30 protein-coding genes and 1 tRNA gene are annotated in these 23,684 nt (G+C 66.0%); 12 read left to right on the plus strand and 19 right to left on the minus strand.

All coding sequences use genetic code 11. The features are described from left to right. Nucleotides 1-61: 61 nt before the first annotated feature. Complete coding sequence (locus AC3RCE_RS23160; RefSeq protein ID WP_218341257.1) at nt 62-430, minus strand: DUF2946 family protein; 369 nt, start codon at nt 428-430, stop codon at nt 62-64. Nucleotides 431-553: 123 nt separating this feature from the next. Between AC3RCE_RS23160 and AC3RCE_RS23165 the strand changes: the two genes are divergently transcribed. Further along, the gene (locus AC3RCE_RS23165; protein WP_218296847.1) at nt 554-1,192 is read left to right on the plus strand and encodes a glutathione S-transferase; all 639 of its coding nucleotides are present in this window, start codon (nt 554-556) and stop codon (nt 1,190-1,192) included. A gap of 133 nt (nt 1,193-1,325) precedes the next feature. On the opposite strand, the gene AC3RCE_RS23170 is transcribed toward AC3RCE_RS23165, so the two are convergent. After that, on the minus strand, nt 1,326-2,135 hold the full coding sequence (locus AC3RCE_RS23170; RefSeq protein ID WP_218296846.1) for an enoyl-CoA hydratase/isomerase family protein: 810 nt from the start codon (nt 2,133-2,135) through the stop codon (nt 1,326-1,328). Between the two features lie 113 nt (nt 2,136-2,248). Between AC3RCE_RS23170 and AC3RCE_RS23175 the strand changes: the two genes are divergently transcribed. Both AC3RCE_RS23175 and AC3RCE_RS23180 read left to right on the plus strand, forming a co-directional pair. Continuing rightward, a complete protein-coding gene (locus AC3RCE_RS23175; protein ID WP_218341256.1) occupies nt 2,249-2,662 on the plus strand; it encodes a VOC family protein in 414 nt (137 codons plus the stop codon). Next, entirely contained in the window at nt 2,659-3,252 is a 594-nt protein-coding gene (locus tag AC3RCE_RS23180; RefSeq protein ID WP_218296844.1) for a MarC family protein, read from the plus strand. The genes AC3RCE_RS23175 and AC3RCE_RS23180 overlap by 4 nt, the downstream gene beginning before the upstream one ends. A 42-nt stretch (nt 3,253-3,294) precedes the next feature. Here AC3RCE_RS23180 and AC3RCE_RS23185 read toward each other — a convergent pair whose 3' ends face one another. Beyond that, nucleotides 3,295-3,840 carry an Rrf2 family transcriptional regulator gene (locus tag AC3RCE_RS23185; RefSeq protein ID WP_218296843.1) on the minus strand — a complete coding sequence of 182 codons (546 nt, stop codon included), beginning with the start codon at nt 3,838-3,840 and terminating at the stop codon, nt 3,295-3,297. Between the two features lie 157 nt (nt 3,841-3,997). Here AC3RCE_RS23185 and nhaR point away from each other — a divergent pair, with 157 nt between their 5' ends. Further along, nucleotides 3,998-4,894, plus strand: coding sequence for a transcriptional activator NhaR (nhaR, locus tag AC3RCE_RS23190; RefSeq protein WP_218341255.1), 897 nt, complete (start codon nt 3,998-4,000; stop codon nt 4,892-4,894). Nucleotides 4,895-5,036: 142 nt separating this feature from the next. Here the strand turns inward: nhaR and AC3RCE_RS23195 are convergent, their stop codons facing one another. Together AC3RCE_RS23195 and AC3RCE_RS23200 are read right to left on the minus strand one after the other, a co-directional pair. Continuing rightward, entirely contained in the window at nt 5,037-5,924 is an 888-nt protein-coding gene (locus AC3RCE_RS23195) for a sugar kinase (RefSeq protein WP_492255429.1), read from the minus strand. 55 nt (nt 5,925-5,979) lie between these two features. Further along, a complete protein-coding gene (locus AC3RCE_RS23200) occupies nt 5,980-6,372 on the minus strand; it encodes a RidA family protein (RefSeq protein WP_007849612.1) in 393 nt (130 codons plus the stop codon). Between the two features lie 111 nt (nt 6,373-6,483). Here AC3RCE_RS23200 and AC3RCE_RS23205 point away from each other — a divergent pair, with 111 nt between their 5' ends. The 8 genes from AC3RCE_RS23205 to AC3RCE_RS23240 all read left to right on the plus strand — a co-directional run bounded on the left by AC3RCE_RS23205 (nt 6,484) and on the right by AC3RCE_RS23240 (nt 15,813). Further along, nucleotides 6,484-8,082: an ABC transporter substrate-binding protein gene (locus tag AC3RCE_RS23205; protein WP_492254054.1), complete on the plus strand. Its 1,599-nt coding sequence runs from the start codon at nt 6,484-6,486 to the stop codon at nt 8,080-8,082. 27 nt (nt 8,083-8,109) lie between these two features. Continuing rightward, nucleotides 8,110-9,057: an ABC transporter permease gene (locus tag AC3RCE_RS23210; protein WP_007849607.1), complete on the plus strand. Its 948-nt coding sequence runs from the start codon at nt 8,110-8,112 to the stop codon at nt 9,055-9,057. Nucleotide 9,058: 1 nt separating this feature from the next. Continuing rightward, nucleotides 9,059-9,928 carry an ABC transporter permease gene (locus AC3RCE_RS23215; RefSeq protein ID WP_218341252.1) on the plus strand — a complete coding sequence of 290 codons (870 nt, stop codon included), beginning with the start codon at nt 9,059-9,061 and terminating at the stop codon, nt 9,926-9,928. Between the two features lie 61 nt (nt 9,929-9,989). Further along, nucleotides 9,990-11,042, plus strand: a complete 1,053-nt coding sequence (locus AC3RCE_RS23220; RefSeq protein WP_007849591.1) for an ABC transporter ATP-binding protein — start codon at nt 9,990-9,992, stop codon at nt 11,040-11,042. Beyond that, entirely contained in the window at nt 11,039-12,031 is a 993-nt protein-coding gene (locus tag AC3RCE_RS23225; RefSeq protein WP_492254055.1) for an ABC transporter ATP-binding protein, read from the plus strand. Before AC3RCE_RS23220 ends, AC3RCE_RS23225 begins: the two co-directional genes overlap by 4 nt. A gap of 42 nt (nt 12,032-12,073) precedes the next feature. Continuing rightward, nucleotides 12,074-13,363: an amino acid deaminase gene (locus tag AC3RCE_RS23230; protein ID WP_492254056.1), complete on the plus strand. Its 1,290-nt coding sequence runs from the start codon at nt 12,074-12,076 to the stop codon at nt 13,361-13,363. A gap of 15 nt (nt 13,364-13,378) precedes the next feature. After that, nucleotides 13,379-14,344 carry a MurR/RpiR family transcriptional regulator gene (locus tag AC3RCE_RS23235; RefSeq protein ID WP_492254057.1) on the plus strand — a complete coding sequence of 322 codons (966 nt, stop codon included), beginning with the start codon at nt 13,379-13,381 and terminating at the stop codon, nt 14,342-14,344. Continuing rightward, a complete protein-coding gene (locus tag AC3RCE_RS23240; protein ID WP_492254058.1) occupies nt 14,344-15,813 on the plus strand; it encodes an N-acyl-D-amino-acid deacylase family protein in 1,470 nt (489 codons plus the stop codon). Before AC3RCE_RS23235 ends, AC3RCE_RS23240 begins: the two co-directional genes overlap by 1 nt. A 154-nt stretch (nt 15,814-15,967) precedes the next feature. On the opposite strand, the gene AC3RCE_RS23245 is transcribed toward AC3RCE_RS23240, so the two are convergent. From AC3RCE_RS23245 to rplF, 14 genes are all read right to left on the minus strand, one after another. Continuing rightward, nucleotides 15,968-16,612 carry a LysE family translocator gene (locus AC3RCE_RS23245; protein WP_492254059.1) on the minus strand — a complete coding sequence of 215 codons (645 nt, stop codon included), beginning with the start codon at nt 16,610-16,612 and terminating at the stop codon, nt 15,968-15,970. A 123-nt stretch (nt 16,613-16,735) separates the two neighbouring features. After that, nucleotides 16,736-16,812: transfer RNA gene (locus AC3RCE_RS23250), tRNA-Met, on the minus strand. A gap of 22 nt (nt 16,813-16,834) precedes the next feature. Next, on the minus strand, nt 16,835-17,227 hold the full coding sequence (gene rplQ / locus AC3RCE_RS23255) for a 50S ribosomal protein L17 (protein ID WP_008906513.1): 393 nt from the start codon (nt 17,225-17,227) through the stop codon (nt 16,835-16,837). Between the two features lie 122 nt (nt 17,228-17,349). Further along, nucleotides 17,350-18,342 (minus strand): DNA-directed RNA polymerase subunit alpha, encoded by a 993-nt coding sequence (locus AC3RCE_RS23260; protein ID WP_008906514.1) that lies wholly within the window; start codon nt 18,340-18,342, stop codon nt 17,350-17,352. A 112-nt stretch (nt 18,343-18,454) separates the two neighbouring features. After that, complete coding sequence (rpsD, locus tag AC3RCE_RS23265; protein WP_218296832.1) at nt 18,455-19,078, minus strand: 30S ribosomal protein S4; 624 nt, start codon at nt 19,076-19,078, stop codon at nt 18,455-18,457. Nucleotides 19,079-19,170: 92 nt separating this feature from the next. Next, nucleotides 19,171-19,575 (minus strand): 30S ribosomal protein S11, encoded by a 405-nt coding sequence (rpsK, locus tag AC3RCE_RS23270; RefSeq protein ID WP_005793662.1) that lies wholly within the window; start codon nt 19,573-19,575, stop codon nt 19,171-19,173. Nucleotides 19,576-19,593: 18 nt separating this feature from the next. Next, a complete protein-coding gene (gene rpsM, locus AC3RCE_RS23275; protein ID WP_008906516.1) occupies nt 19,594-19,959 on the minus strand; it encodes a 30S ribosomal protein S13 in 366 nt (121 codons plus the stop codon). A gap of 23 nt (nt 19,960-19,982) precedes the next feature. Continuing rightward, on the minus strand, nt 19,983-20,096 hold the full coding sequence (gene rpmJ, locus AC3RCE_RS23280) for a 50S ribosomal protein L36 (protein WP_005793651.1): 114 nt from the start codon (nt 20,094-20,096) through the stop codon (nt 19,983-19,985). A 149-nt stretch (nt 20,097-20,245) separates the two neighbouring features. Next, entirely contained in the window at nt 20,246-21,565 is a 1,320-nt protein-coding gene (gene secY, locus AC3RCE_RS23285) for a preprotein translocase subunit SecY (RefSeq protein ID WP_218296831.1), read from the minus strand. A 24-nt stretch (nt 21,566-21,589) separates the two neighbouring features. Beyond that, nucleotides 21,590-22,021, minus strand: a complete 432-nt coding sequence (gene rplO, locus AC3RCE_RS23290; RefSeq protein ID WP_055395677.1) for a 50S ribosomal protein L15 — start codon at nt 22,019-22,021, stop codon at nt 21,590-21,592. A gap of 10 nt (nt 22,022-22,031) precedes the next feature. Continuing rightward, nucleotides 22,032-22,214 carry a 50S ribosomal protein L30 gene (rpmD, locus tag AC3RCE_RS23295; protein WP_007861725.1) on the minus strand — a complete coding sequence of 61 codons (183 nt, stop codon included), beginning with the start codon at nt 22,212-22,214 and terminating at the stop codon, nt 22,032-22,034. A 14-nt stretch (nt 22,215-22,228) separates the two neighbouring features. Continuing rightward, nucleotides 22,229-22,747: a 30S ribosomal protein S5 gene (gene rpsE / locus AC3RCE_RS23300; protein ID WP_218296830.1), complete on the minus strand. Its 519-nt coding sequence runs from the start codon at nt 22,745-22,747 to the stop codon at nt 22,229-22,231. 16 nt (nt 22,748-22,763) lie between these two features. Beyond that, on the minus strand, nt 22,764-23,129 hold the full coding sequence (gene rplR, locus AC3RCE_RS23305; protein WP_005793639.1) for a 50S ribosomal protein L18: 366 nt from the start codon (nt 23,127-23,129) through the stop codon (nt 22,764-22,766). Nucleotides 23,130-23,140: 11 nt separating this feature from the next. Next, complete coding sequence (gene rplF / locus AC3RCE_RS23310) at nt 23,141-23,674, minus strand: 50S ribosomal protein L6 (RefSeq protein ID WP_218296829.1); 534 nt, start codon at nt 23,672-23,674, stop codon at nt 23,141-23,143. Nucleotides 23,675-23,684 lie beyond the last annotated feature (10 nt).

A 23,684-nucleotide genomic window follows, 5' to 3' on the forward strand; every position in this document is an offset into this window, starting at 1 on the left:
GCCAAATAGGCCGTCAGCGCTTATCCATCAAGCGCAAACAGCTATCAAACAAATAGCAATTTCAGGAGAACGCGGGGGGCCCGCGCGGCGGCAGCGGCGCGGCGGTGCGCGCAGCGATGTGCGCGGCGGGGATGGGGCGCAGGGCGTGCGCCAGGGGGTGGACCACAGGCAGCCGGGCCTGGGACACGGGAGGTGGAGCGCCGACATGCGCGCACAGGGGGCAATCGAGCGTGTGGCTGGACATCTCCTGCATGCCATCGTCGGTCTTGACCAGCAGCTTGATCGCGCCCGAACCCGAGCAGATCAGCTCCATCGCCTGGGGGTTGACCAGGGGCGAGGCCACGGCCACGCCGATGGACAGGACAAACCACGCCAGCACAAGGCGGGCGAGCCAGCGAAGGCCGCGGATGGTTTGCAGGGAGGAAGGCATGGCAGGGTGATTGTAGGTGGCCCGGCCCCGGCCGCCTTGATCAGGGTCATCTGCGCGACGGACGCGGCAGGAGCGCCCGCCTACCATGCGCCTGTCATCCACAACTACAAAGGAGACTCCACCATGCTCACACTCTGCGGCTTTTCCGCCAGCAACTACTACAACAAGGCCAAGCTCGCCCTGCTCGAAAAGGGCCTGCCCTTCACCGAGGAGCTGGCCTGGGTCGGCGAGACCGACCGCAGCGCCAGCCCGCTGGGCAAGGTGCCCTACCTGCGCACCCCCCACGGGCCACTGTGCGAATCGGCCGTGATCGCCGACTACATCGAGATGGCCCACCCCCAGCCCGCCCTGCTGCCCGCGGACCCCTATCAGGCCGCCAAGGTGCGCGAGCTGATCACGTTCCTGGAACTGCACCTGGAGCTGGTGGCGCGCAACCTGTACCCCCAGGCCTTCTTTGGCGGCAGCGTGAGCGAGGCCGCCCGCGACAAGGTGGGCGCGCAGCTGGAGAAGAACATCGCGGCGTTCGGCCAGCTGGCGAAATTCAGCCCTTACGTGGCGGGCGACACGTTCACCATGGCCGATTGCGCGGCCATCGTTCACCTGCCACTGGTGAGCTCGGCCACCAAGATCATCTATGGCCGCGACTACCTGGCCGCGCTGCCCGTGCGCGACTACCTCGCGCGCATGGCCGAACGCCCGCACGTGCAGCGCGTGAACGCCGACCGCAAGACGAACACCGCCGACATGCTGGCGAGGAAGTGAAGCTTGAGCGCAGCCCCCTGAGCCGCTGCGCGGCTTCCCCCGGAGGGGGCTGCACCAGTTTCACGCGGCTGTGGATGTTGGTGCGGACGGGACCGGAGGGGCGCGGGCACTGCGCGTCGCGTGCAGTTGGTGGTCAGAACTTGGGGGCGCGCTTCTCGCGCAGGGACGCCACGCCCTCGCGGGCGTCGGGGCCGCCAAAGCCCATGAATTCGAGCGCCAGCGAGGTTTCGAACATCGGGCCCGCCTGGCGCAGCCACTGGTTGAGCGCATGCTTGGTCCAGCGGATGGCGGTCTGCGAGCCGGCCGCCAGCCGGTCGGCCACCTCGTAGGCGCGCGGCAGCAGCTCGGCCTCGTCCACGGCCAGCGATACGAGACCGATGCGCTCGGCCTCCTCGCCGCTCACCGGGTCGCACAGCAGCAGGTAGTACTTGGCCTTGGCCATGCTGCACAGCAGCGGCCACACGATGGCCGCGTGGTCGCCGGCCGCCACGCCCAGGCGGGTGTGGCCGTCCACGATCTTCGCGCCACGCGCCGCGATGGAGATGTCGGCCAGCAGGCCCGCCACCAGGCCCGCGCCCACGGCCGGGCCGTGGATGGCCGAGACGATGGGCTTGTCGCAGTGCACGATGTTGTAGACCAGGTCGCGCGCTTCCTTCCAGATGCGGCAGCGCAACTCGAAATCCTCGGTCATGTCCTGCACCATGGCCAGGTCGCCCCCGCCCGAGAAGCCCGCGCCTTCGCCGCGCAGCACGGCGCAGCGGACGCTGTCGTCGTCGCTCACGTCGCGCCAGACCCCGCACAGCTCCCGGTGGCCCACATGACCCGCCGTGGGCAGCTTGCCGTTCAGCGCGCGCATCTGGATGTCCAGCACCGCGCCATCGGCGCCGCGGCGGGTGATGTTCAGCGTCTCGTAGCGCTGGTAGTCGGGGGAAGAAGCAGGCATGGCGGTGTGCGCGCGGCAAGCGCGGTGCAGTTGGGGAAGATGCGGCATTGTGGCGCGGGGGCGGCGGCGCCGGAACCCGTGCGCTGCGCAAATCCCGCTGCTATCCTGTGCGCATGCGCAGCCTCTTTCACCTCGCCTTTCACGTCACCGACCTGGACGCCGCGCGCCGCTTCTACGGCGGCGTGCTGGGGTGCCAGGAGGGCCGAAGCACCGACACCTGGGTGGACTTCGACTTCTTTGGCCACCAGATCTCCCTGCACCTGGGAGCGCCTTTCGCCAGCGCCCCCACCGGCCACGTGGGAAACCACATGGTGCCCATGCCGCATTTCGGCGCCATCCTGGAGCTGCCCGAGTGGCATGCGCTGGCCGCACGGCTGAAGGCGGCACGCACGCCCTTCGTGCTGGAGCCGCAGGTGCGCTTCGAGGGCGAGCCCGGCGAGCAATGGACCATGTTCTTCCACGACCCGAGCGGCAACCCGATCGAGATCAAGGGTTTCCGGTCGCTCGATGGGGTGTACGCCACGTGAGCTACACCTTCGCGTCCGCCACCATCCTGCTCCTGCTGATCACGGATCCGCTGGGCAACATCCCCATCTTCGCCAATGCCCTGCGCGGCGTGGCCCCCGAGCGCCGCGCCCGCGTGATCCTGCGGGAGGTGCTGATCGCATTCGCGCTGCTGCTGGTGTTCCTGTTCTTCGGCGCCCAGTTCCTGCAGGTCATGAACCTGAGCGACCTGTCGCTGCAGCTCGCGGGCGCGGTCGTGCTGTTCCTGATCGCGCTGCGCATGATCTTCCCGCCGGACACCGGGCCGCAGACCGAGCTGCCCGGAGAACCCCTGATCGTGCCGCTGGCCATCCCCGCGCTGGCGGGGCCGTCGGCCATGGCCACGGTGATGCTGCTCGTGGCCCAGGCGCCCGAGCGGCGGCTGGAATGGGTGGGCGCGCTGTGCGTGACCATGGCGGTGTGCGCGGTCGTGCTGCTGATGGCCGAGCGCATCCAGCGCCTGCTGGGCGAACGCGTGGTCATGGCCTTCGAGCGCCTCATGGGGCTGATCCTGGTGGCCATCTCCGTGGAGATGCTCATTCGCGGCATCAAGCAGCTCGCCCACCAGCTGTAGCCACGGCGGCGGAGCTCCGGGCGCACCAGGAGCGCCGCCCCCTCAGCGGCGCTGCAGCAACGGGATCGTGCCGAGGGCAAAGACCGAGTTGGGCACGCCGACCCGCGCCATCAGGGGGCGGGGCTTGGCGCTCAGCTTGGGCCGCGGGGCCGCGGGCGCGGCCTCTTGCGGGACCACGCCCTTCTCCAGCTGCTGGGCAACGAGGTCCTGCAGGGTGACCGACTGCAGGTATTCCATCACCCGGGCGTTGAAGGTGGACCACAGCTCACCCGTCATCGACTTCACCTGCGCGGCCTGGCCGGGCGCCATGTTCTGGATGTCATCGGCCTTCAGGTTCTCGACCGCCAGGATGATCTCGGCCACGGAAATCTCGTCCGTGTTGCGTGCGAGGGTATAGCCGCCTCCGGGGCCGCGCGTGCTATCCACGAGCCCGGCGCGCCGCAGCGCACTGAACAGCTGCTCCAGGTAAGACAGCGAGGTGCCCTGGCGCGCGCTGATCGTCGACAGGGCCACGGGCCGCATTTTCTGGCGCAGGGCCAGATCGGTCATGGCCGAGACTGCGAGTTGTCCTCTGGTGGTGATCCGCATCTTTGACTCCTTGTGAACGGTGTATGGCCAGGGTTCGGTGCCCGAAGGGGCGTTCCGCGATCTGTCCATGAACGTACTGTAGGGATCTTGACACTTCGCGTATATTCGATTTATCGAGATTTTCACTTCGATTTTTACGAAGTATCAAGGAGACGGCATGAACTTCAAGCACCTGCGCTACTTCTGGACCACGGCCAAGGCGGGCGGCATCATGCGAGCCGGCGAGCAGCTCAACACCACGCCGCAGACGCTGTCGGGCCAGATCAAGCAGCTGGAGGAATGGCTGGGCCACGACCTGTTCAAGAAGCGCGGCCGGGGGCTGGAGCTGACTAGCGAAGGCCGCGTGGCGCTGGGCTATGCGGAGCAGATCTTCGCGCTGGGCGACGAGCTGGAAAAGTCCATCCGCCTGGCGCGCGGGCAGTCGCGCCCGCTGGAGTTCCGCGTGGGCGTGGCGGATTCGGTGGCCAAATCGGTCGCCTACCACCTGCTGGAGCCTGCCCTGGGCCTGGCCGAGCAGGTGCACATGACCTGCCACGAGGGCAAGTTCCCCGAGCTGGTGGCGCAGCTGAGCCTGAACCGGCTGGACCTGGTGCTGGCGGACGAGCCGGTCTCCAAGAAGATCGGCGTCAAGGCCTTCAACCACGGCCTGGGCACCAGCTCCATGAGCTTCTTCTGCGCACCGGCCCTGCGCAGCCAACTGCAAGGGCCTTTCCCCAGGTGCCTGCATGGCGCGCCGATGCTGATCCAGGGGCCCATGTCCTCGGTGCGCCAGCAGCTCGATCACTGGTTCAACAAGCACCAGCTGCAGCCGCGCCTGGTGGGAGAGTTCGACGACAGCGCGCTGATGAACGCCTTCGGGCGCGAGGGGCGCGGGGTGTTCACCTCGCCCACGGTGCTGGAAGAGGAGACCCAGGCCCAGTTCGGAGTGGAGGTGATCGGCCGCTCGTCGGAGCTGGTCGAGGAGTTCTTTGCGATCTCGGTGGAGCGGCGCATCAGCCACCCCTGTGTGGCCGCCATCACCAAGGCCGCCCGCTCCGACCTGTTCGCAGCGTAATGGGGTAGCCCCCCTGAGCCGCTTCGCGTCTTCCCCCCAGAGGGGGACGCCCCCAGCGCGGCGGGGCGGCCCTTGCGCGGGAGCACTCGCCCAGGTCGCGCCAGTTTCCTGAGGCTGCGACTATTGCCACGCTCCCCTTACATCAAGCCGTCACCTGCACCTGGCGCGCGTACGGCAACGGTGCCACAGCACCATAGCCCTGCACGGCCAGCGCGGCCGCGGCATTGGCATAGCGCGCCGCCGCGAACACGTCGTCGCCCTGGGCCATGCGGGCCAGCAGGTTGCCGCAGAAGCAGTCGCCGGCACCGGTGGCGTCCACGGGCGTGACGCGCAGACCTGCGATGCGTTCCCTGCGCTGGCCGTCGCTCGCCAGCGCGCCTTCGGCACCGAGCTTGAGCACCACGGTGGCCGCGCCACGCGCATGGCCCCAGTCGACGATGGCGTCGGGATCGGACAGGCCGGTCAGGGCCTGCATGTCCTCCAGGCTGGGCAGGAAGATGTCGCACAGCGCCACGGCCTGTGCGATGCAGGCCTGGGCCCGCGCCAGCGGCCAGAGCTTCAGGCGCAGGTTGGAGTCGAAGGCCACCAGGGTGCCGGCCTCGCGCGCCAGGCGCATGGCCTCGAAGGCGGTGTCGCAGGCCTGCGGCGAGATGGCCAGCGAGATGCCCGACAGGTGCAGGATGCGCGCGGCCTGCAGCACGGCCGTGGGCTCGCCGGCCAGCCACTGCGGCGCCATGCGGCTCGCGGCCGACCCTGCGCGCAGGTAGCTGAACTCGTGCCCGGCCGCCCCGTGCGAGACGAAGTAGATGCCGGTGGGGTGTTCGCCGTCGCTCTGCACGGCGCGGGTGTCCACCCCCTCGGTGCGCCACAGCGCGGTGAGCGCCTGGCCGAAGCTGTCCTGCCCGATGCGCGTGAGGTAGGCCACGCGCGCGCCGGCCCGTGCCGCCGCAATGGCGGCATTGCTGGTGTCGCCGCCGAAGCCGCGCAGGTACTGCGGCTGGCCGGGGTGGACCTGGTTGAACTCGACCATGGCCTCGCCCAGCGCGGCCACGTCGAAGGTCTTTCCCACGGAGGTGGTGGAACGCTCAGGCACGGGGCTTGTAGGCGGTCACGTCGATCTCGACCTTGGCGTCGATCATGAGGCGCGACTCCACCGTGGAGCGGGCCGGCCGGTGCTCGCCGAAGCACTCCATGTAGACGCGGTTGAAGCTGCCGAAATCGCGCGCATCGGCCAGCCAGACGCTGACCTTGGCCACGTCGGCCAGGGTGCAGTCGGCCAGAGCCAGGGCGTCCTTGACGCGCTGGAACACCTGGCGCGTCTGGGCCTCGATGCCACCGACGATGACCTGGCCCTGGTCGTCCGTGGGCACCTGGCCCGAGACGAAGACGAAGTCGCCGGCGCGCGTGGCGGGCGACAGGGGACGCGCCTGGCGGTCGGATGCGATGGGGGACTGGCCCAGCAGTTCTACATGGCTCATGCAAGCTCCTTGTGTAATGAATTTACATAAATCATCGGAAAAAACCCGTTTGACTTTCACAAACGAGTCATCTACGATTAAAAATGTAATGTTATTACTTATGGAGCCACGATGCAATCCTCATCCATCCGTGATTGGTTGACGCCCGGAAGGCCTGTTCAGGCCGCCAGGCGCAGCGTTCTGGGCCTGGCAGCAAGTGCTGCCGTGCTCGTGGCCCTGGGGTCGGGCCAGCCCGCCCTGGCCGCCCCCGCCAAGGGGGGCGCCGCCAACCTGGCCATGGTCGGCGAGCCCCAGGGGCTGGACCCCATGGTGAGCACGGCCGACCTGGTCGGCACCATCATGCAGCACGTCTACGAGCCGCTGTACACCTTCGACGCGAACTGGGCCGTGGCGCCCATGCTGGCCGAGGGCCTGCCCTCCGTGTCCAAGGACGGCCTGACCTACACCATCGCCCTGCGCAAGGAAGTGAAGCTGCACAACGGCCGCGACCTGAATGCCGACGACGTGGTGGCCTCGCTGCAGCGCTGGATGGAGCTGTCGCCGCGTGGCAAGGCCGTGGGCAAGGAGGTGGCCTCGCTCACCGCCAAGGGCCCGCTGTCGGTGGAGCTCAAGCTCAAGGCACCTTACGCGCCGCTGCTGGCCCAACTGGCCCTGCCCAGCGGCATGGCCGCCATCATGGCCAAGGAGAGCATCGCGCCGCAGCTCAAGGATTTCGTCGGCACCGGTCCCTACAAGTTCAAGGAGCGCCGCCCCGACCAGTTCACGGTGCTGGTGCGCCACGACACCTACAGCGCCCGCAAGGAGGCCCCGAGCGGCTATGCCGGCCGCCGCGAGGCCCTGCTCGACGAACTGCGCTTCGTGCCCGTGCCCAACGCCAACACCCGCGTGGAGGGCGCCCTGTCGGGCCAGTTCCAGTACGCCGACCTGCTGCCCGTGGAAGCGGCCAGCCGCATCGACAAGGGTGCCCCTGCCGTGGTGCCCATCGTGACCAAGAACTTCGGTTTCCCCTACATCGTCTTCAACACCAAGGAAGGCGTGCTGGCCGCGCAGCCGCTGCGCCGCGCGGTGCAGACCGCCGTGGGCTCGGGCGAGCTGCTGGCTGCGGGCTTTGGCGACAACCGCTTCTTCGTGGTGGAGCCCAACTTCTTCCCCAAGGGCACGCCCTACTACTCGGATGCGGGCAGCAAGCTGTACAACGAGCGCAACCCGCAGGCTGCCAAGGACCAGGCGGCCAAGGCCGGCTACAACGGCCAGCCGGTGCGCATCATGGCCAGCCGGCAGTACGAGTTCCACTACAACATGGCGCTGGTGATGGCCGAGCAGCTCAAGAAGGCCGGCTTCAAGACCGAACTGCAGGTGGTGGACTGGGCCACGCTGGTGCAGCGGCGCAACGATGCCAAGCTGTGGGACGTGTACTTCACGCACTCGGGCCTGTTCCCCGAGCCCATGCTCTCGCCGCCGCAGCTGGGTGACGGCGCGCCGGGCTGGTGGGATTCGCCCGCCAAGAAGGCCACGCTCACGGCCTTCAACCAGGAGACCAATGTCGCCAAGCGCGGCCCGCTGTGGGGTGCCGTGCAGCAGGTGGTGTACGACGAAGTGCCCTTCATCGAGGTCGGCAAGTTCAACGGACTCTCGGCGCGCTCGGCCAAGCTGGAAGGCTACACGCCGGCGATCTGGCCGTTCTTCTGGAACACGGGCCTGGCCAAGTAAGCCCCCACTGCACGAAGGTTCGTTGCCATGCGTTTTCTGATGACCCGCCTGGGCGGCGCCCTGGTGGTGCTGGCCCTTGTCGCGGTGCTGGTGTTCGCGCTCACGCGCCTGGCCTCGGGCGACCCGGTGGCGCTACTGCTGGGTGAGCAGGCCACGGCCGAGGACATCGCCGCGGCGCGCGTGCAGTACGGGCTGGACAAGCCCCTGCCCACGCAGTTCGTGCTCTGGGTGGGCGAGCTGCTGCAGGGCAACCTGGGCCAGTCCATCTTTTTGCAGCGCCCGGTGGCGCAGGCGCTGCTCGAGCGCGCCGAGCCCACGCTGTTCCTGGCGCTGTTCGCGGTGGGCATCGCGGCGCTGATCGGCATCCCCTGCGGCATGGCGGCCGCCATCTGGCGCGGCAGCCCCGGTGACCAGGCCCTGAGCGGCGTGGCCATGCTGGGCGCCAGCGTGCCCAGCTTCTGGCTCGGGCTGATCCTGATCCAGCTGTTCGCGGTCAAGCTCGGCTGGTTCCCGGCCTCGGGTTATGGCGACCCGGCCTCGCCGCTGGCCGAGCGCCTGTCGCACCTGCTGCTGCCGGCGCTGGTGCTGGGGCTGCTGAACTCGGCGCTGATCATCCGCTTCACGCGCGCCTCGATGCTCGACATCCTGGGTGAGGACTACGTGCGCACGGCACGCGCCAAGGGCCTGGCCGAGGGCACGGTGATGGTCAAGCACGTGCTGCGCAATGCGCTGGTGCCCATCGTCACGGTGCTGGGCCTGACGCTGGCGCTGATGATCGGCGGCACGGTGGTGACCGAGACGGTGTTCAACCTGCCCGGCGTGGGCAACCTGGTGGTGCGTGCCGTGCTGCGCCGCGACTACCCGGTGATCCAGGGCACGCTGCTGGTCATAGCGGCCATCTATGTATTCATCAACCTGGCCATCGACTTCCTGTACACGCTGGTCGACCCACGCATCCGGCTGGAGGGCAAGTGACATGGTGCAAGGCCTGATTCGCAATCTCAAGGACTACTGGCTGCCGCTGGCGCGCAAGCTGTTCGCACGCAAGGTGGTGCTGGCCTCGGCCATCGTGCTGGCGCTGGTGGTCGTGGTGGCCACGGTGTTCCCCTGGGTGTCGGACGCCGACCCCAACGCCATCTCGATCAGCGAGCGCCTGAACGCGCCCTCCGCCGCGCACTGGGCCGGCACCGACGAGCTGGGGCGCGACGTGATGCTGCGCATCGTGCACGGCGCGCGCTATTCGCTGCTGATCGGCGGGCTCACGGCCGCGGGCGCGGTGCTGTTCGGCACGCTGCTGGGCATGTTCGCGGGCTTCTTCCGGCGGCTGGACGCGCCGCTGATGCGCGTGGTGGACGCGATGATGTCCTTCCCCGACATCTTGCTGGGCATCGCCCTGGTGTCCATCCTGGGGGCCTCGCTGTGGAACGTGATGCTGGCGCTGGTCATCGTCTACACGCCGCGCGTGGCGCGCGTGGTGCGGGCCAGCACCCTGGTGCTGCGCGAGCTGCTGTTCGTGGACGCCGCGCGCGCCCTGGGCGTGCGCACGCCGCGCATCCTGCTCAAGCACATCCTGCCCAACCTGGTCTCGCCCATCCTGGTGCAGGTGACCTTCATCTTCGCCTATGCCATCCTGGCCGAGGCGGGCCTGTCCTTCCTGGGCGTGGGCGTGCCGCCCGACATCCCCACCTGGGGCACCATGATCGCGGGCAGCCTGGAATCGGCCGACCGCGCGTTCTGGACGATTCTCTACCCGGGCCTGGCCATCGTGTTCACCGCCCTGTCGCTGCAGATGCTGGGCGACGGCGTGCGCGACCTGCTCGACCCCAAGCTCAAGAAGGCCGCATGAGCTTTCACCGACCCACGCAAGCGCCCGCCCCTGGCGAGCGCGTTACGAAGGCACCCACCCCATGACCACCCCCACGGCTGCCCGGCTCGAAGTGCAGGGCCTGTCCACCTCGTTCGCCACCGACGCCGGCCGCATCCAGAGCGTGGCCGACGTGTCCTTTGCCATCCACCCGGGCCAGACGCTGGCGCTGGTCGGGGAGTCGGGCTCGGGCAAGTCCGTCACCAGCCTGACGCTGATGGGCCTGCACGCCAAGACCTCGCAGGCCCAGGTCAGTGGCCAGGCCTGGTTCACCCGGCGCGACGGCCGGCGCGTGGACCTGCTGGCCCTGCCCGAGGCCGAGCGCCGGGCGCTGCGCGGCAACGAGATCGCGATGATCTTCCAGGAGCCCATGACCAGCCTGAACCCGGTGCTGACCGTGGGCGAGCAGATCGCCGAATCGGTGCGCCTGCACCTCAAGCTCGACCGCCGCGCTGCACTGGCCCATGCCCAGCGCATGCTGGAGCTGGTGGAGATACCGGCCGCCAAGCAGCGCGTGCACGAGTACCCGCACCAGCTCTCGGGCGGCATGCGCCAGCGCGTGATGATTGCGCTGGCCATGGCCTGCAACCCCACGCTGCTGATCGCCGACGAGCCGACCACCGCGCTGGACGTGACCATCCAGGCGCAGATCCTGGCCCTCATGGGCCGGCTGCAGAAGGAGACGGGCATGAGCATGCTGTTCGTGACCCACAACCTGGGCGTGGTGGCGCAGTACGCCGACGCGGTGGCCGTGATGTACGCCGGCCGCATCGTCGAGTCGGCCCCGGTGCACGACCTGTTCGCGCAGCCCGAGCACCCCTACACGCGCGGCCTGCTGGCCTGCCTGCCCGGCGTGGCCAGGCGCCATGCGGTCGCGGTGGCCGGGCAGCGCCCGCGCCTGGTGGCCATACCGGGCCAGGTGTCGAGCCCGCTCGCGCCGCCGCCGGGCTGCGCCTTTGCGCCGCGCTGCGAGCGCCGCATCGCGGCCTGCGATGCGCGCATGCCGGCCCTGTCCGACGGCAGTGCCACCGAGGCCGGCCGGCGGGTGCGCTGCATCCGTGTGGGCGAGCAGGCGCAGCAGGAGGTGAGCGCATGAACGCCGTGGCCATGGCCCCGACCCCGGGCGACAACCTCATCGAGGTGCGCGGCCTGCGCAAGTACTTCGGCAGCGGCCCGCACCCGGTGCGCGCGGTGGACGACGTGAGCTTTGCCATCCGGCGCGGCGAGACCCTGGGCCTGGTGGGCGAGTCGGGCTCGGGCAAGAGCACCATCGGCCGCCTGCTGACGCGCCTGGTGGACCCGACGGCGGGCCAGATGCTGTACCACGGCAGCGACGCTGGCGGGCAGGACCTGGCCGGAATGAGCCAGGGCCAGTTTCGCCCGCTGCGCTCGAAGATCCAGATCATCTTCCAGGACCCGTACGCCAGCCTGAACCCGCGCATGCGCATCCGCGAGGTGCTGGGCGAGGCGCTGGACACGCACCGCCAGGCGCGCGGTGCGGCACGCCTGCCGCGCATCCACGAGCTGCTCACGCAGGTGGGCCTCAGGCCCGAGCATGCGGACCGCTTTCCGCACGAGTTCTCGGGTGGGCAGCGCCAGCGCATCGGCATTGCGCGCGCGCTGGCAGTGCAGCCGAACTTCATCGTGGCGGACGAGCCGCTGTCGGCGCTGGACGTGTCGATCCAGGCGCAGGTGGTGAACCTGCTGGGCGACCTCAAGCAGCAGCTGGGCCTGACCTTGCTGTTCATCTCGCACGACCTGGACGTGGTGGAGTACCTGTGCGACCGCGTGGTGGTGCTGTACCTGGGCCGCGTGATGGAGATCGCGCCCACCAGCGCGCTGTATGCGCGGCCAGCCCATCCCTACACGCGCGCCCTGCTGGCCGCGGCCCCCATCCCCGACCCGGCGCAGCGGCGTACCATCCCCCTGCTGCAGGGCGACCTGCCCAGCCCCGCCAATCCGCCCTCGGGCTGCGTGTTCCGCACGCGCTGCCCGCATGCGGAGGCCGAATGCGCCAGCGCCGACATGGCCCTGCGCCCCGTGGGCACCGAGCACTGGAAGGCCTGCTGGCGCGACGACATCTGACCGGCGCAGCCCCGCTGCGTCCCTCCAACATGACGAGACGACATGACGAACACCACCACTGACTTCACCCTGGACGCCACCAGCAAGAGCTTTCCCATCGCGGCGGCGCCCTGCCGCGCCAGCGAGATCGCCGCACGCGGCTGGAATGTGCTGGCCGACGACCTGGCTTTCCCGCTGGCAGTGCTCAGCCGCACGGCGCTGGCGCACAACTTGGCCTGGATGCAGGATTTCGCGGCGCGCAAGGGCATTGCGCTGGCGCCGCACGGCAAGACCACCATGTCGCCCGAGCTGTTCGCGCAGCAACTGGCTGCCGGCGCCTGGGGCCTGACCTTCGCCACGGCCTTCCAGGTCGCCACAGGGGTGGAGGCAGGCGCGCGCCGCATCATCATCGCCAACCAGGTGGTCTGCGATGCCGACCTGGATGCGCTCGACGCGCTGCTGGCGCGCCATGGCGATCTCGCCGTGTGGTTCCTCGTGGATTCGCTCGCGCAGCTCGCACTGGTGGAGGGCTGGAAGCAGCGCCGCGGCAGTGCCCGGGTGTTCAACGTGCTGCTGGAGATGGGCATCCCCGGTCAGCGCACCGGCTGCCGCACGCTGGACGAGGCTCTGGCACTGGCGCGCGCGCTGACGGCCTCGAAGGCGGTGCAGTTCGATGGCATCGAATGCTACGAGGGCGGCGTGGCGCGCTGCGACAACGACCATGACGCACGTGAAGTGACCGCCCTGGTGCGCCGCGTGCTGGAGGTCGCCCGCACCTGCGACGCAGCGCACCTGTTCGCCAGCGAGCGCATCCTGCTCACGGCCGGCGGCTCGGCCGTGTTCGACCTGGTGGTACCGCTGCTGCAGGCCCAGGGCCTGTCACGCCCCGTGGAGGGCGTGCTGCGCTCGGGCTGCTATGTGACGCACGACCATGGCAACTACGCGCGCTTCCTCAAGAACGTGGAGCAGCGCGAAGGGCTCGATGCCTCGCTGCGCCCGGCCCTCACGGTCTGGGCCATGGTGCAGTCGGTGCCGGAGCCGGGCCTGGCCCTGTTGACCTGCGGGCGCCGCGACATCTCCTACGACCTGGAGATGCCCATCCCGGTGCAGCTGGCGCGGCGCGGCGAGCGCACGGCGGCGGCAGCTCCTTCCGGCTGGAGCGTGAGCGCCTTGAACGACCAGCATGCCTACCTGCGCTTCGATGCCGCAGCCGGCGACGCCGGTGCGCCCCGCGTGGGCGACCGCGTGGCGCTGGGTATCTCGCACCCCTGCACCACCTTCGACAAGTGGCGCTGGATGCCGCTGGTGGAAGACGATGGCGCCATCACGGGTGCCATCAGCACCCGGTTCTGAGACGCGGAGAAGCGCATGAACAGCAGCCTGCCTCCTTCGCCCTCGTCCTCCACCCAGCCGCCCAACCCCACGCCGGGCCTGCTGCAGCAACTGCGCGAGCGCCAGGACAGCCTGCCCGATGCGCAGCGCAGCGTGGTGCGTGCCGTGCTCGAAGACCCGCGCGTTGCCGTGGCGGCCACGGTGGAGCAGCTGGCGCAGCAGGCGGGCGTGTCCATGCCGACCATCGTGCGCACCTGCCGCAGCTTCGGCTACGACTCGGTGCGCGAGTTCATGCTGGCGCTGGCGCAGGACCTGGCGGTCTCGGGCTCCTACCTGCACCGCAGCGTGCTCGCCGAGGACACGGCGCAGGACGTCTCCAGCAAGATCATCCACGCGGCCGTCTCGTCGCTGACCGAGCTGGGCCGGCGCATCGACGTGGACGTGATCGACCAGGTCGCGGCCAAACTCGCCAAGGCGCGGCGCATCGACTGCTACTCGGTCGGCGCGGCATCGACCTTCACGGCCAGCGAGCTGCAGAGCCGGCTGTTCCGCCTGGGCCTCACGGCCAACGCGATCTTCGACGCGCACCAGCAACTGGTCTCGGCCAGCACCCTGGGGCCCGAGGGCGTGGCCTTCGTCATCTCGCACGTGGGGCGCATGCCCTACACGGTGGAGGCGGCGCGTTTTGCCCGCTCGCAGGGCGCCACGGTGATCGCGCTGACCCAGCCCGGTACGCCGCTGGCCGAGACGGCCGACCTGGTGCTGGCCGTGTCGGTGCCTCAGGACGCGGTGATGCGCGTGGGCACAGAGGCCTACCTGGCCCACCTGGTGGTGATCGAGATCCTGATGGTGCGCCTGGCGCAGCAACTGGGGCCGGTGGCCACGCGGGGCCTGCAGCAGTTCAAGCAGCTTTTGCACAAACACGGATTCGACAGCGCCGAGTATTCGGGCGCCATGGACCACGGCCCGGGCATGCACAAGCCGGGCCAGAAAGACAATTGATGGCAGCAACGCAAGCAACCCTGCTGAAGAACGGAACCATCATCGACGGCACCGACCGCCCCGGGTGGGTGGGCGACCTGCTGCTGGCAGGCGAGCGCATCGTGGCGCTGGCCGCGCCCGGCGCCATCGACCCGGCCTTGTTCGCCGGCATGGCGGTGCAGGCCATCGACTGCACGGACCGCGTGATAGCGCCCGGCTTCATCGATGTGCACACGCACGACGACGCGGCCGCCATCGACGCGCCCGACATGCTGCCCAAGCTGTCGCAGGGCGTGACCACGGTGATCGTGGGCAACTGCGGCATCTCGCTGTCGCCCATGGTGACGGCCGCACCGGCCGCACCGCTGTCGCTGCTGGGCCAGCACCAGTTCCGCCACGCGCGCATGGCCGACTATGCGCGCGCCGTGGATGCCGCGCGGCCCGGGGTGAACGTGGCCGCGCTGCTGGGCCACACGGCCCTGCGCATGCGCCACCTGCCCGAGCTGGGCCGTGCGGCCACGGCCAGCGAGCGCGCCGCCATGGCGGTCGACATGCAGGAGGCCATGGACGCGGGCGCGCTGGGCCTGTCATCGGGCGTGTTCTACAAGGAAGCCTACGCGGCCGACCTCACCGAGCTGACCGAACTGGCCAGCGTGGCTGCGCGCAATGGCGGCGTGTACGCCACCCACATCCGCGACGAACTCGCCGGCATCCTCCCGGCGCTGCAGGAGGCGGCGCTCACGGCGCGCCATGCCGGGCTGCCGCTTGTGCTGTCGCACCACAAGTGCGCCGGCGCCTCGAACTGGGGCCGCACGCGCGAGACGCTGCCGCTGATCGAGTCCCTCGCAAAGGGCCAGCCCATCAGCCTGGACGTGTACCCCTACACCGCGGGTTCGACGGTGCTGCGCACCGACCTGGTCGACGGTGTGATCGACATCCTGATCACCGGCAGCCAGCCACACCCGGAAATGGTGGGCCGCTACCTCAAGGACATCGCGCGGGAATGGGACACGACCGAGCAGGCGGCCTGCGACCGGCTGCAGCCCGGCGGTGCCTGCTACTTCCAGATGCGCGAGGACGATGTAGAGCGCGTGATTGCCCACCCCTTGTCCATGATCGGCTCGGACGGCCTGCCCCATGACGAGCGGCCGCATCCCCGCCTGTGGGGCGCCTTCCCGCGCGTGCTGGCCTGCTACTGGCGCGAGAAGGGCCTGCTGCGCCTGGAGGAAGCCATCCACAAGATGACCGGCCTGTCGGCCCAGCGTTTTCGCATCGGCGAGCGCGGGCGGCTGGAAGCCGGCTGCATGGCCGATATCGTGGTGTTCGACCCGGCGCGCGTGCGCGATACCGCGAGCTACGAACAACCCGTGCAGTTCAGCGAGGGGATCGAGCAGGTTTGGGTCAACGGCGTGCTGAGCTACACCGCGGCTGGTCGTGCCACGGGCGCGCGGGCCGGGCGGTTCATCCGGCGTCAGGCACTACCGGCCTGAAGGGGCGATTTGCCTGCGGGGCCTGGATCATCATCCATGCCCCCAGGAATTCCATCTTCTCCTGCCGAGCCTGCCGTCAACCGCGTGCAGCTGTGGCACCAAGACCCAGGAGTTTCGCCGTCTGGGCGGACTTGCCTGCTGGCACGGTGATCCGTCAGCTCACGGCTGAGCGGGTCAGCAGCAGCCGGATGCCTGCGTACACGAAGACTCCAGCCAGCAGCGCATTGAATGCGCGATGGATGCGGGCGTATGCCGCATGTGCCAACGGTGTCGAAAATGCCAGGGCATAGCCCATGAAGATACAAGCTCCGATGCCGGCGCAACACGCCACGACCGCCAGGGCATGGCTGCGTCCGGCGCCGGCGGGCACGCCGAGAGCGACGATGGAAAGCCACACGAAGACGGCCTTGGGGTTGGTCATGTGCATCGCCAGGCCGCGCCGAAAAGCCTGGAGGTGGTCGCGGCCCGTGGTGTCGGAGGCCTCGTGCAGGGCATTCGGCGTGAATGCGGCACGCGCCGCCTTCCAGGCCAGCCAGAGCATGCAGATGCCGCCCAGCACCTTCAGGACGAGCAAGGACCATGAATAGCTGCGCATGAGTGCCGACATGCCCAGTGCAGCGGCCACACCCAAAAACACCGAGCCGAGGACCACCCCGGCAGCCAGGGCCATGGCACGCCTCCGTCCATGCGACATGGCGGCCGCCATGATCGCCAGATTGCTGGGGCCAGGGCTTGCAACACCAACGGTATAGGCCATGAGCGCCACCAGCAGGGCCGGGGACAGAAAACCTGCATCCATGGAAGAGGCCTCCTGGAATGCACACCCCACCAAAGAGGAAAGCCGCTCACTGCAATGGCAGGGCACAAACAAAAACGCCCACGTTGAAGTGGGCGTTTTCTGTGAGCGGAGACCGCTACATATTGGTTGCGCGAGAAGGATTTGAACCTCCGACCTTTGGGTTATGAGCCCAACGAGCTACCAGACTGCTCCATCGCGCGGTAAGAAATAAATTATACCCTATTATTCAGCTGCTGCCGAATTATTTTCGGTTTCTGCAGCACGATCCACCAATTCAACCAGGGCCATGGGTGCATTGTCGCCCACACGGAAACCCATCTTGAGGATGCGGGTGTAGCCACCAGGACGCACCTTGAAGCGGGGGCCCAGGTCGTTGAACAGCTTGGTCACGCTGTCACGGTCGCGCAGGCGGTTGAAGGCCAGGCGGCGGTTGGCAACGGAGTCTTCCTTGGCCAGGGTGATCATGGGTTCGATCACGCGGCGCAGTTCCTTGGCCTTGGGGACGGTGGTCTTGATGACTTCGTGCTCGATGAGCGAGTTCATCATGTTCTGCAGCATCGCAAGGCGGTGCGAGCTGGTGCGGTTGAGTTTGCGGAGGCCGTGACCGTGACGCATGGTGCTTTTTCCTTATTTAAAATTAAATCAGGCAGCCGTGTAAGGTACTGCCCGAGGCACTGTTCCCATCCAAGGGAACCAAAAACCGGGTTCCCGCGATTCGGGGAACCCAGAATTATAACTTAACGCTTGTCCAGACCGGCTGGTGGCCAGTTCTCAAGCTTCATGCCCAACGTGAGACCACGCGATGCGAGCACTTCCTTGATTTCGTTGAGCGACTTGCGCCCCAGGTTAGGCGTCTTGAGCAGCTCATTCTCGGTGCGCTGGATCAGGTCACCGATGTAGTAGATGTTCTCGGCCTTCAGGCAGTTGGCGGAACGCACGGTCAGTTCCAGCTCGTCCACAGGACGCAGCAGGATCGGATCGAACGTGGCATTGCCGCGCGGGCCTGCCGGTGCGTCGAACGCAGCCAGCTCGCCACCTTCCAGCTGCGCGAACACCGCCAGCTGCTCCACCAGGATCTTGGCCGATGCGCGCACTGCGTCTTCGGCAGTGATGGCACCATTGGTCTCGATCTCGACAACCAGCTTGTCCAGGTCGGTACGCTGCTCCACGCGAGCGCTTTCCACCGTGTAGCTCACGCGCTTCACAGGGGAGAACGATGCATCCAGCACGATCCGGCCAATCGACTTGGTCGACTCGTCGGCGTAGCGGCGCAGGCTGCCGGGCACGTAGCCACGGCCCTTCTCGACCTTGATCTGCATGTCCAGCTTGCCGCCGGCCGACAGATTCGCGATCACGTGGTCAGGGTTGACGATTTCCACGTCGTGAGGGGTCTGGATATCGCGTGCGGTAACCACACCTTCGCCATCCTTGCGCAGGCTCAGCGTGACTTCATCACGGTTGTGGAGCTTGAACACCACGCCCTTGAGGTTCAACAGGATGTTGACCACATCTTCCTGAACGCCGTCAATGGACGAGTACTCATGCAGAACGCCTGCAATGGTGACTTCCGTCGCTGCGTAACCCACCATGGACGAGAGCAGGACACGCCGAATGGCGTTACCCAGCGTGTGGCCGTACCCACGCTCGAACGGCTCCAGCGCGACCTTGGCACGGTTGTGGCCAAGCTGCTCGACATTGATCGCCTTGGGTTTCAGCAAATTGGTTTGCATTCAGACTTCCTCTCAATACCCCCAGCTCGTTACACCGGTAAGGCTGGTGAAGCGCCTAAACCGCGATGCCTCGCGGTTCAGGGACGGTTTTCTTGAAATATGTACCGAGCGATTAGCGCGAGTACAACTCAACGATCAGGGATTCGTTGATGTCGGCGCCAAACTCATCACGGTCCGGCACCTTCTTGAAGATACCTTCGGCCTTCTCGGCGTTCACTTCCACCCACGCAGGCATGCCGACCTGGGCAGCCAATTGCAGGGCTTCAACAATGCGGTTCTGCTTCTTGGACTTTTCACGCACGGCCACCACATCGCCCGTCTTCACGAGGTAGGACGCGATGTTCACGGACTTGCCGTTCACCGTGATCGCCTTGTGCGAGACCAGCTGGCGCGCTTCGGCGCGGGTCGAGCCGAAGCCCATGCGGTACACCACGTTGTCGAGACGGGATTCCAGCAGGAACAGCAGGTTGGCGCCGGTATTGCCCTTCTTGCCTTCGGCGGCTTCGAAGTAGCGGCGGAACTGCTTTTCCAGCACGCCGTACATGCGCTTGACCTTCTGCTTTTCACGCAGTTGCAGGCCGTAGTCGGACGTGCGGGCACCGGAGGTGCGGCCGTGCTGGCCTGGCTTGGAGTCGAACTTGGACTTGTCGGCAATCGAGCGGCGGGCGCTCTTGAGGAACAGGTCCGTGCCTTCACGGCGGGAGAGTTTGGCCTTGGGGCCGAGGTAACGTGCCACTTGAGCTTCCTTTGTGTCATCTACCGCAAACCATTGCGGGAGCCGCCTGAGGCGCTTGCGCGTTCACAGGCGGCGGTGGGCTTAGAGAGAGATTAGATACGACGGCGCTTTTGAGGGCGGCAGCCGTTGTGAGGCACGGGGGTCACATCGGAGATGGACGTGATGCGAATGCCCAGGGCGCCCAGAGCGCGCACCGAGGATTCACGGCCTGGGCCAGGACCCTTGATTTCAACGTCAAGGTTCTTGATGCCTTGGTCGATGGCAGCGCGGCCAGCCACTTCCGAAGCCACTTGGGCCGCGAAGGGAGTGGACTTGCGCGAGCCCTTGAAACCTTGGCCACCGGACGATGCCCACGACAGGGCATTGCCCTGGCGATCGGTGATCGTGATGATGGTGTTGTTGAACGAGGCGTGCACGTGTGCAATGCCGTCCGAAACATTCTTCCGGACCTTCTTGCGAACGCGCTGAGCTGCGTTATTGGCAGGAGACTTAGCCATGATGATCTTTCAATCTCTTTATTTCTTCAGTGCAGCTGCACCCTTGCGCGGACCCTTGCGAGTGCGTGCATTGGTACGGGTGCGCTGACCACGCATTGGCAGACCGCGGCGATGGCGGAAGCCACGATAGCAGCCGATGTCCATCAAGCGCTTGATGTTCATCGTGGTTTCGCGGCGCAGGTCACCTTCAATGGTGAACTGCTCGATTTGCTCGCGAATTTTTTCCAGATCACCATCCGTCAGATCCTTGATCTTCTTGGAGTAAGCGATACCAGTTGCTTCGCAGATCTTGCGAGCGCGGGTGCGACCAATGCCAAAAATGGCGGTCAAACCGATTTCCGCGTGCTTGTGCGGCGGAATGTTAATGCCAGCGATACGTGCCATATGCGTCCTCTAATACTTTCCAATCAACCTTGGCGCTGCTTGTGACGCAGATCCGTGCAGATCACGCGCACCACACCCTTGCGGCGGATGATCTTGCAGTTGCGGCAGATTTTTTTGACCGAAGCCGAAACTCTCATTGCATTCTCCTAAAACTTTTCCATCCGTCCCGGCTGTTTCGCACGGAACACAATTTGTGCCCGCGAAAAATCGTGGGGCGCCAACTCAACCGATATCCAGTTCTGCAGGCAGTCGCCGCTACGCGACCAACTGCCTTCCTTCATCATCATCAACCGCCTGCGTTGCCCTTGAAATTCGCTTTCTTGAGCAGCGATTCGTACTGTTGCGACATCATGTAGTTCTGAACCTGGGCCATGAAGTCCATTGTCACCACCACAATGATCAGCAGCGATGTCCCACCAAAGTAGAACGGAACGTTGTACTTCAAGATCAGGAACTCTGGCAGCAAGCACACGAAGGTGATGTACACAGCGCCTGCCAAGGTCAGGCGAACCAGGATCTTGTCGATATAACGGGCCGTCTGCTCACCGGGCCGGATGCCTGGGATGAACGCACCGCTCTTCTTCAGGTTATCTGCAGTCTCACGGCTGTTGAACACCAGTGCCGTATAGAAGAAGCAGAAGAACACAATCGCGGCAGCGTAGAACATCACATAGATGGGCTGACCAGGAGTCAACGCACCCGAGATGTCCTTCAACCAGCGCATCGACTCGCCTGCACTGAACCAGTTCACCACCGTGGCGGGCAACAGGATGATCGACGAAGCAAAGATCGGAGGAATCACGCCAGCCATGTTCAGCTTGAGGGGCAAGTGCGACGACTGACCGCCGTAGACCTTGTTACCTACCTGCCGACGGGCGTAGTTCACCAGAATCTTGCGCTGACCACGCTCCACAAACACCACGAAGTAGGTCACCAGACCGACCACGAGGACGATGAAGATGGCGGCCAGGATGCTCATGGCACCCGTACGAACCAGTTCAAGGAGACCACCGATGGAACTGGGCAATCCGGCTGCGATACCTGCAAAGATCAGGATCGAGATACCGTTGCCCAAACCACGTTCAGTGATCTGCTCACCCAGCCACATCAGGAACATCGTGCCGGCGGTCAGGCTGACGACGGCGGTCATGCGGAACCCGAAACCAGGGCTCAGCACCAGGCCTGCGGAGCTTTCCAGCGCGACGGCAATACCCAGCGACTGGAACAGGGCCAGGCCCAACGTTCCGTAGCGGGTGTACTGCGTGATCTTCCTGCGACCGGCTTCGCCTTCCTTCTTCAACTGCTCGAACGTGGGAATCACGTAAGTCATCAGCTGCATGATGATCGATGCCGAGATGTACGGCATGATCCCCAGAGCGAAGACCGTGAAACGCGACAGCGCACCACCCGAGAACATGTTGAACAGGTTCAGGATGCCGCCTTGCTGGCCACTGAACAGCTGCTGGAGTTGGGCTGGATCGATACCAGGCACAGGGATATGAGCCCCTATGCGATACACGACCAGCGCAAGCAACAGAAAAACCAGACGGCGACGCAGGTCGCCGAACTTGCCGGTCTTTGCAATTTGAGCTGCGCTAGTAGCCACAGATGCCTTCCTTCAGAGCCACACTCAGGCGACGCTGCCGCCAGCAGCTTCGATCGCTGCCTTGGCACCTGCCGTAGCGCCCACGCCATTGAGCTTGACAGCCTTGGTGAGGGAACCGCTCTTGATGACCTTGACCACCTTGGCCAGCTCGCCCACGAGGCCAGCTTGCTTGAGTGCCAGCACGTCCACTTCGGCCAGGCCGAGCTGATCGAGCGCCGTCAGCGTCACTTCTGCATTGAACTTGAGCAGGTGCGACTTGAAGCCGCGCTTGGGCAAGCGACGTTGCAGAGGCATTTGACCGCCTTCGAAGCCCACCTTGTGGTAGCCACCGGCGCGCGACTTCTGACCCTTGTGACCACGGCCAGCGGTCTTGCCCAGGCCGGAGCCGATACCACGGCCTACACGGCGCTTGGCATGCTTGGCACCGTCTGCGGGCTTGATGCTATTGAGTTCCATGATCTATCTCTCAGAGGACTTTGACCAGATAGCTGATCTTGTTAATCATGCCGCGCACTTCGGGCGAGTCCTGCAGTTCGCTCACGCTGTTGAGCTTGCGCAGGCCCAGGCCACGGACGGTGGCGCGGTGCGATTCCTTGGTGCCGATAGGGCTGCGCACCAATTGAATCTTGACGGTTTGTTGCGTTGTCATTTTCAGGCTCCGATTCAGGCGAAGATGTCTTCGACCGTCTTGCCGCGCTTGGCTGCCACATTCGACGGAGTGGTCGAATTGACGAGCGCATCAAAAGTGGCACGGACCATGTTGTAGGGGTTGGAGGAACCATGGCTCTTGGCCACGATGTCCGTCACGCCCAGCACTTCGAAAACGGCGCGCATGGGGCCGCCAGCAATGATGCCGGTACCCTTGGGAGCGGGAGCCATCATCACGACAGCAGCGCCATGGTGGCCCGTCACGTTGTGGTAGATGGTGCCGTTCTTGAGCGATACCTTGACCATGTTGCGGCGGGCTTCTTCCATCGCCTTTTGCACGGCAGCAGGCACTTCCTTGGACTTGCCCTTGCCCATGCCAACACGGCCGTCACCGTCGCCAACCACCGTCAGTGCGGCGAAGCCGAGGATACGGCCGCCCTTCACGACTTTGGTCACGCGGTTGACCGCGATCATTTTTTCGCGCAGACCGTCGTCCTGACCTTCGCTCTGCACTTTGGGTTGAAATTTAGCCATTTTTTATTCGCTCCGCTTAGAACTGCAGGCCGGCTTCACGGGCTGCGTCGGCCAGGGCCTTGACGCGACCGTGGTAGGCAAAGCCTGCGCGATCAAATGCAACCTTCTCGACACCCGCAGCCTTCGCTTTTTCAGCGATGCGCTTGCCGATGATCTGGGCTGCAGCGGCATTGCCACCCTTGCCCGAACCGCCGAGCGACTTGCGCACGTCGGCTTCTGCCGTCGATGCACTTGCCAGCACCTTGCTGCCATCGCCGGAGATCACACTGGCGTAGATATGGAGGTTCGTACGGTTCACGGTGAGACGCGCCACGCCTTGCTGTGCAATGCGGATGCGGGTCTGGCGCGAACGACGAAGACGCTGCTCTTTCTTGGTCAACATGTTGCAGCTCCTTATTTCTTCTTGGTCTCTTTGATCGTGATCTTTTCGTCCGCATAGCGGATACCCTTGCCCTTGTAGGGCTCGGGTGGACGAACAGCACGGATCTCAGCAGCGATTTGCCCCACACGCTGGCGGTCAGCACCCTTGATCACCACTTCCGTGGGCGTGGGGGTTGCGACCGTAATGCCAGCGGGCATTTCGATATTGACCGGGTGCGAATAGCCCACAGCCAGGTTCAGCTTGGAACCGGAAGCAGCAGCCTTGTAACCCACACCCACCAGGCTCAGCTTCTTTTCAAAGCCCTTGCTGACACCGACCACCATGTTGTTGACCAACTGGCGAATCGTGCCGCTCATGGCATTGGCTTCGCGGGAGTCGTTGACAGGCGCAAAGCTCAGCTTGCCTTCATTGCTCGACACCTTCACCAGCACATTCTGTGCGAGCGAGAGTGCGCCACCAGAACCCTTGACAGAGATCTGGTCATCTTTCACGGACACATCCACGCCAGCGGGGATGGTCACGGGCATTTTTCCTACTCGGGACATTTCAGTTTCT

The organism is Acidovorax sp. GW823-FHT05D11, assembly GCF_058795695.1.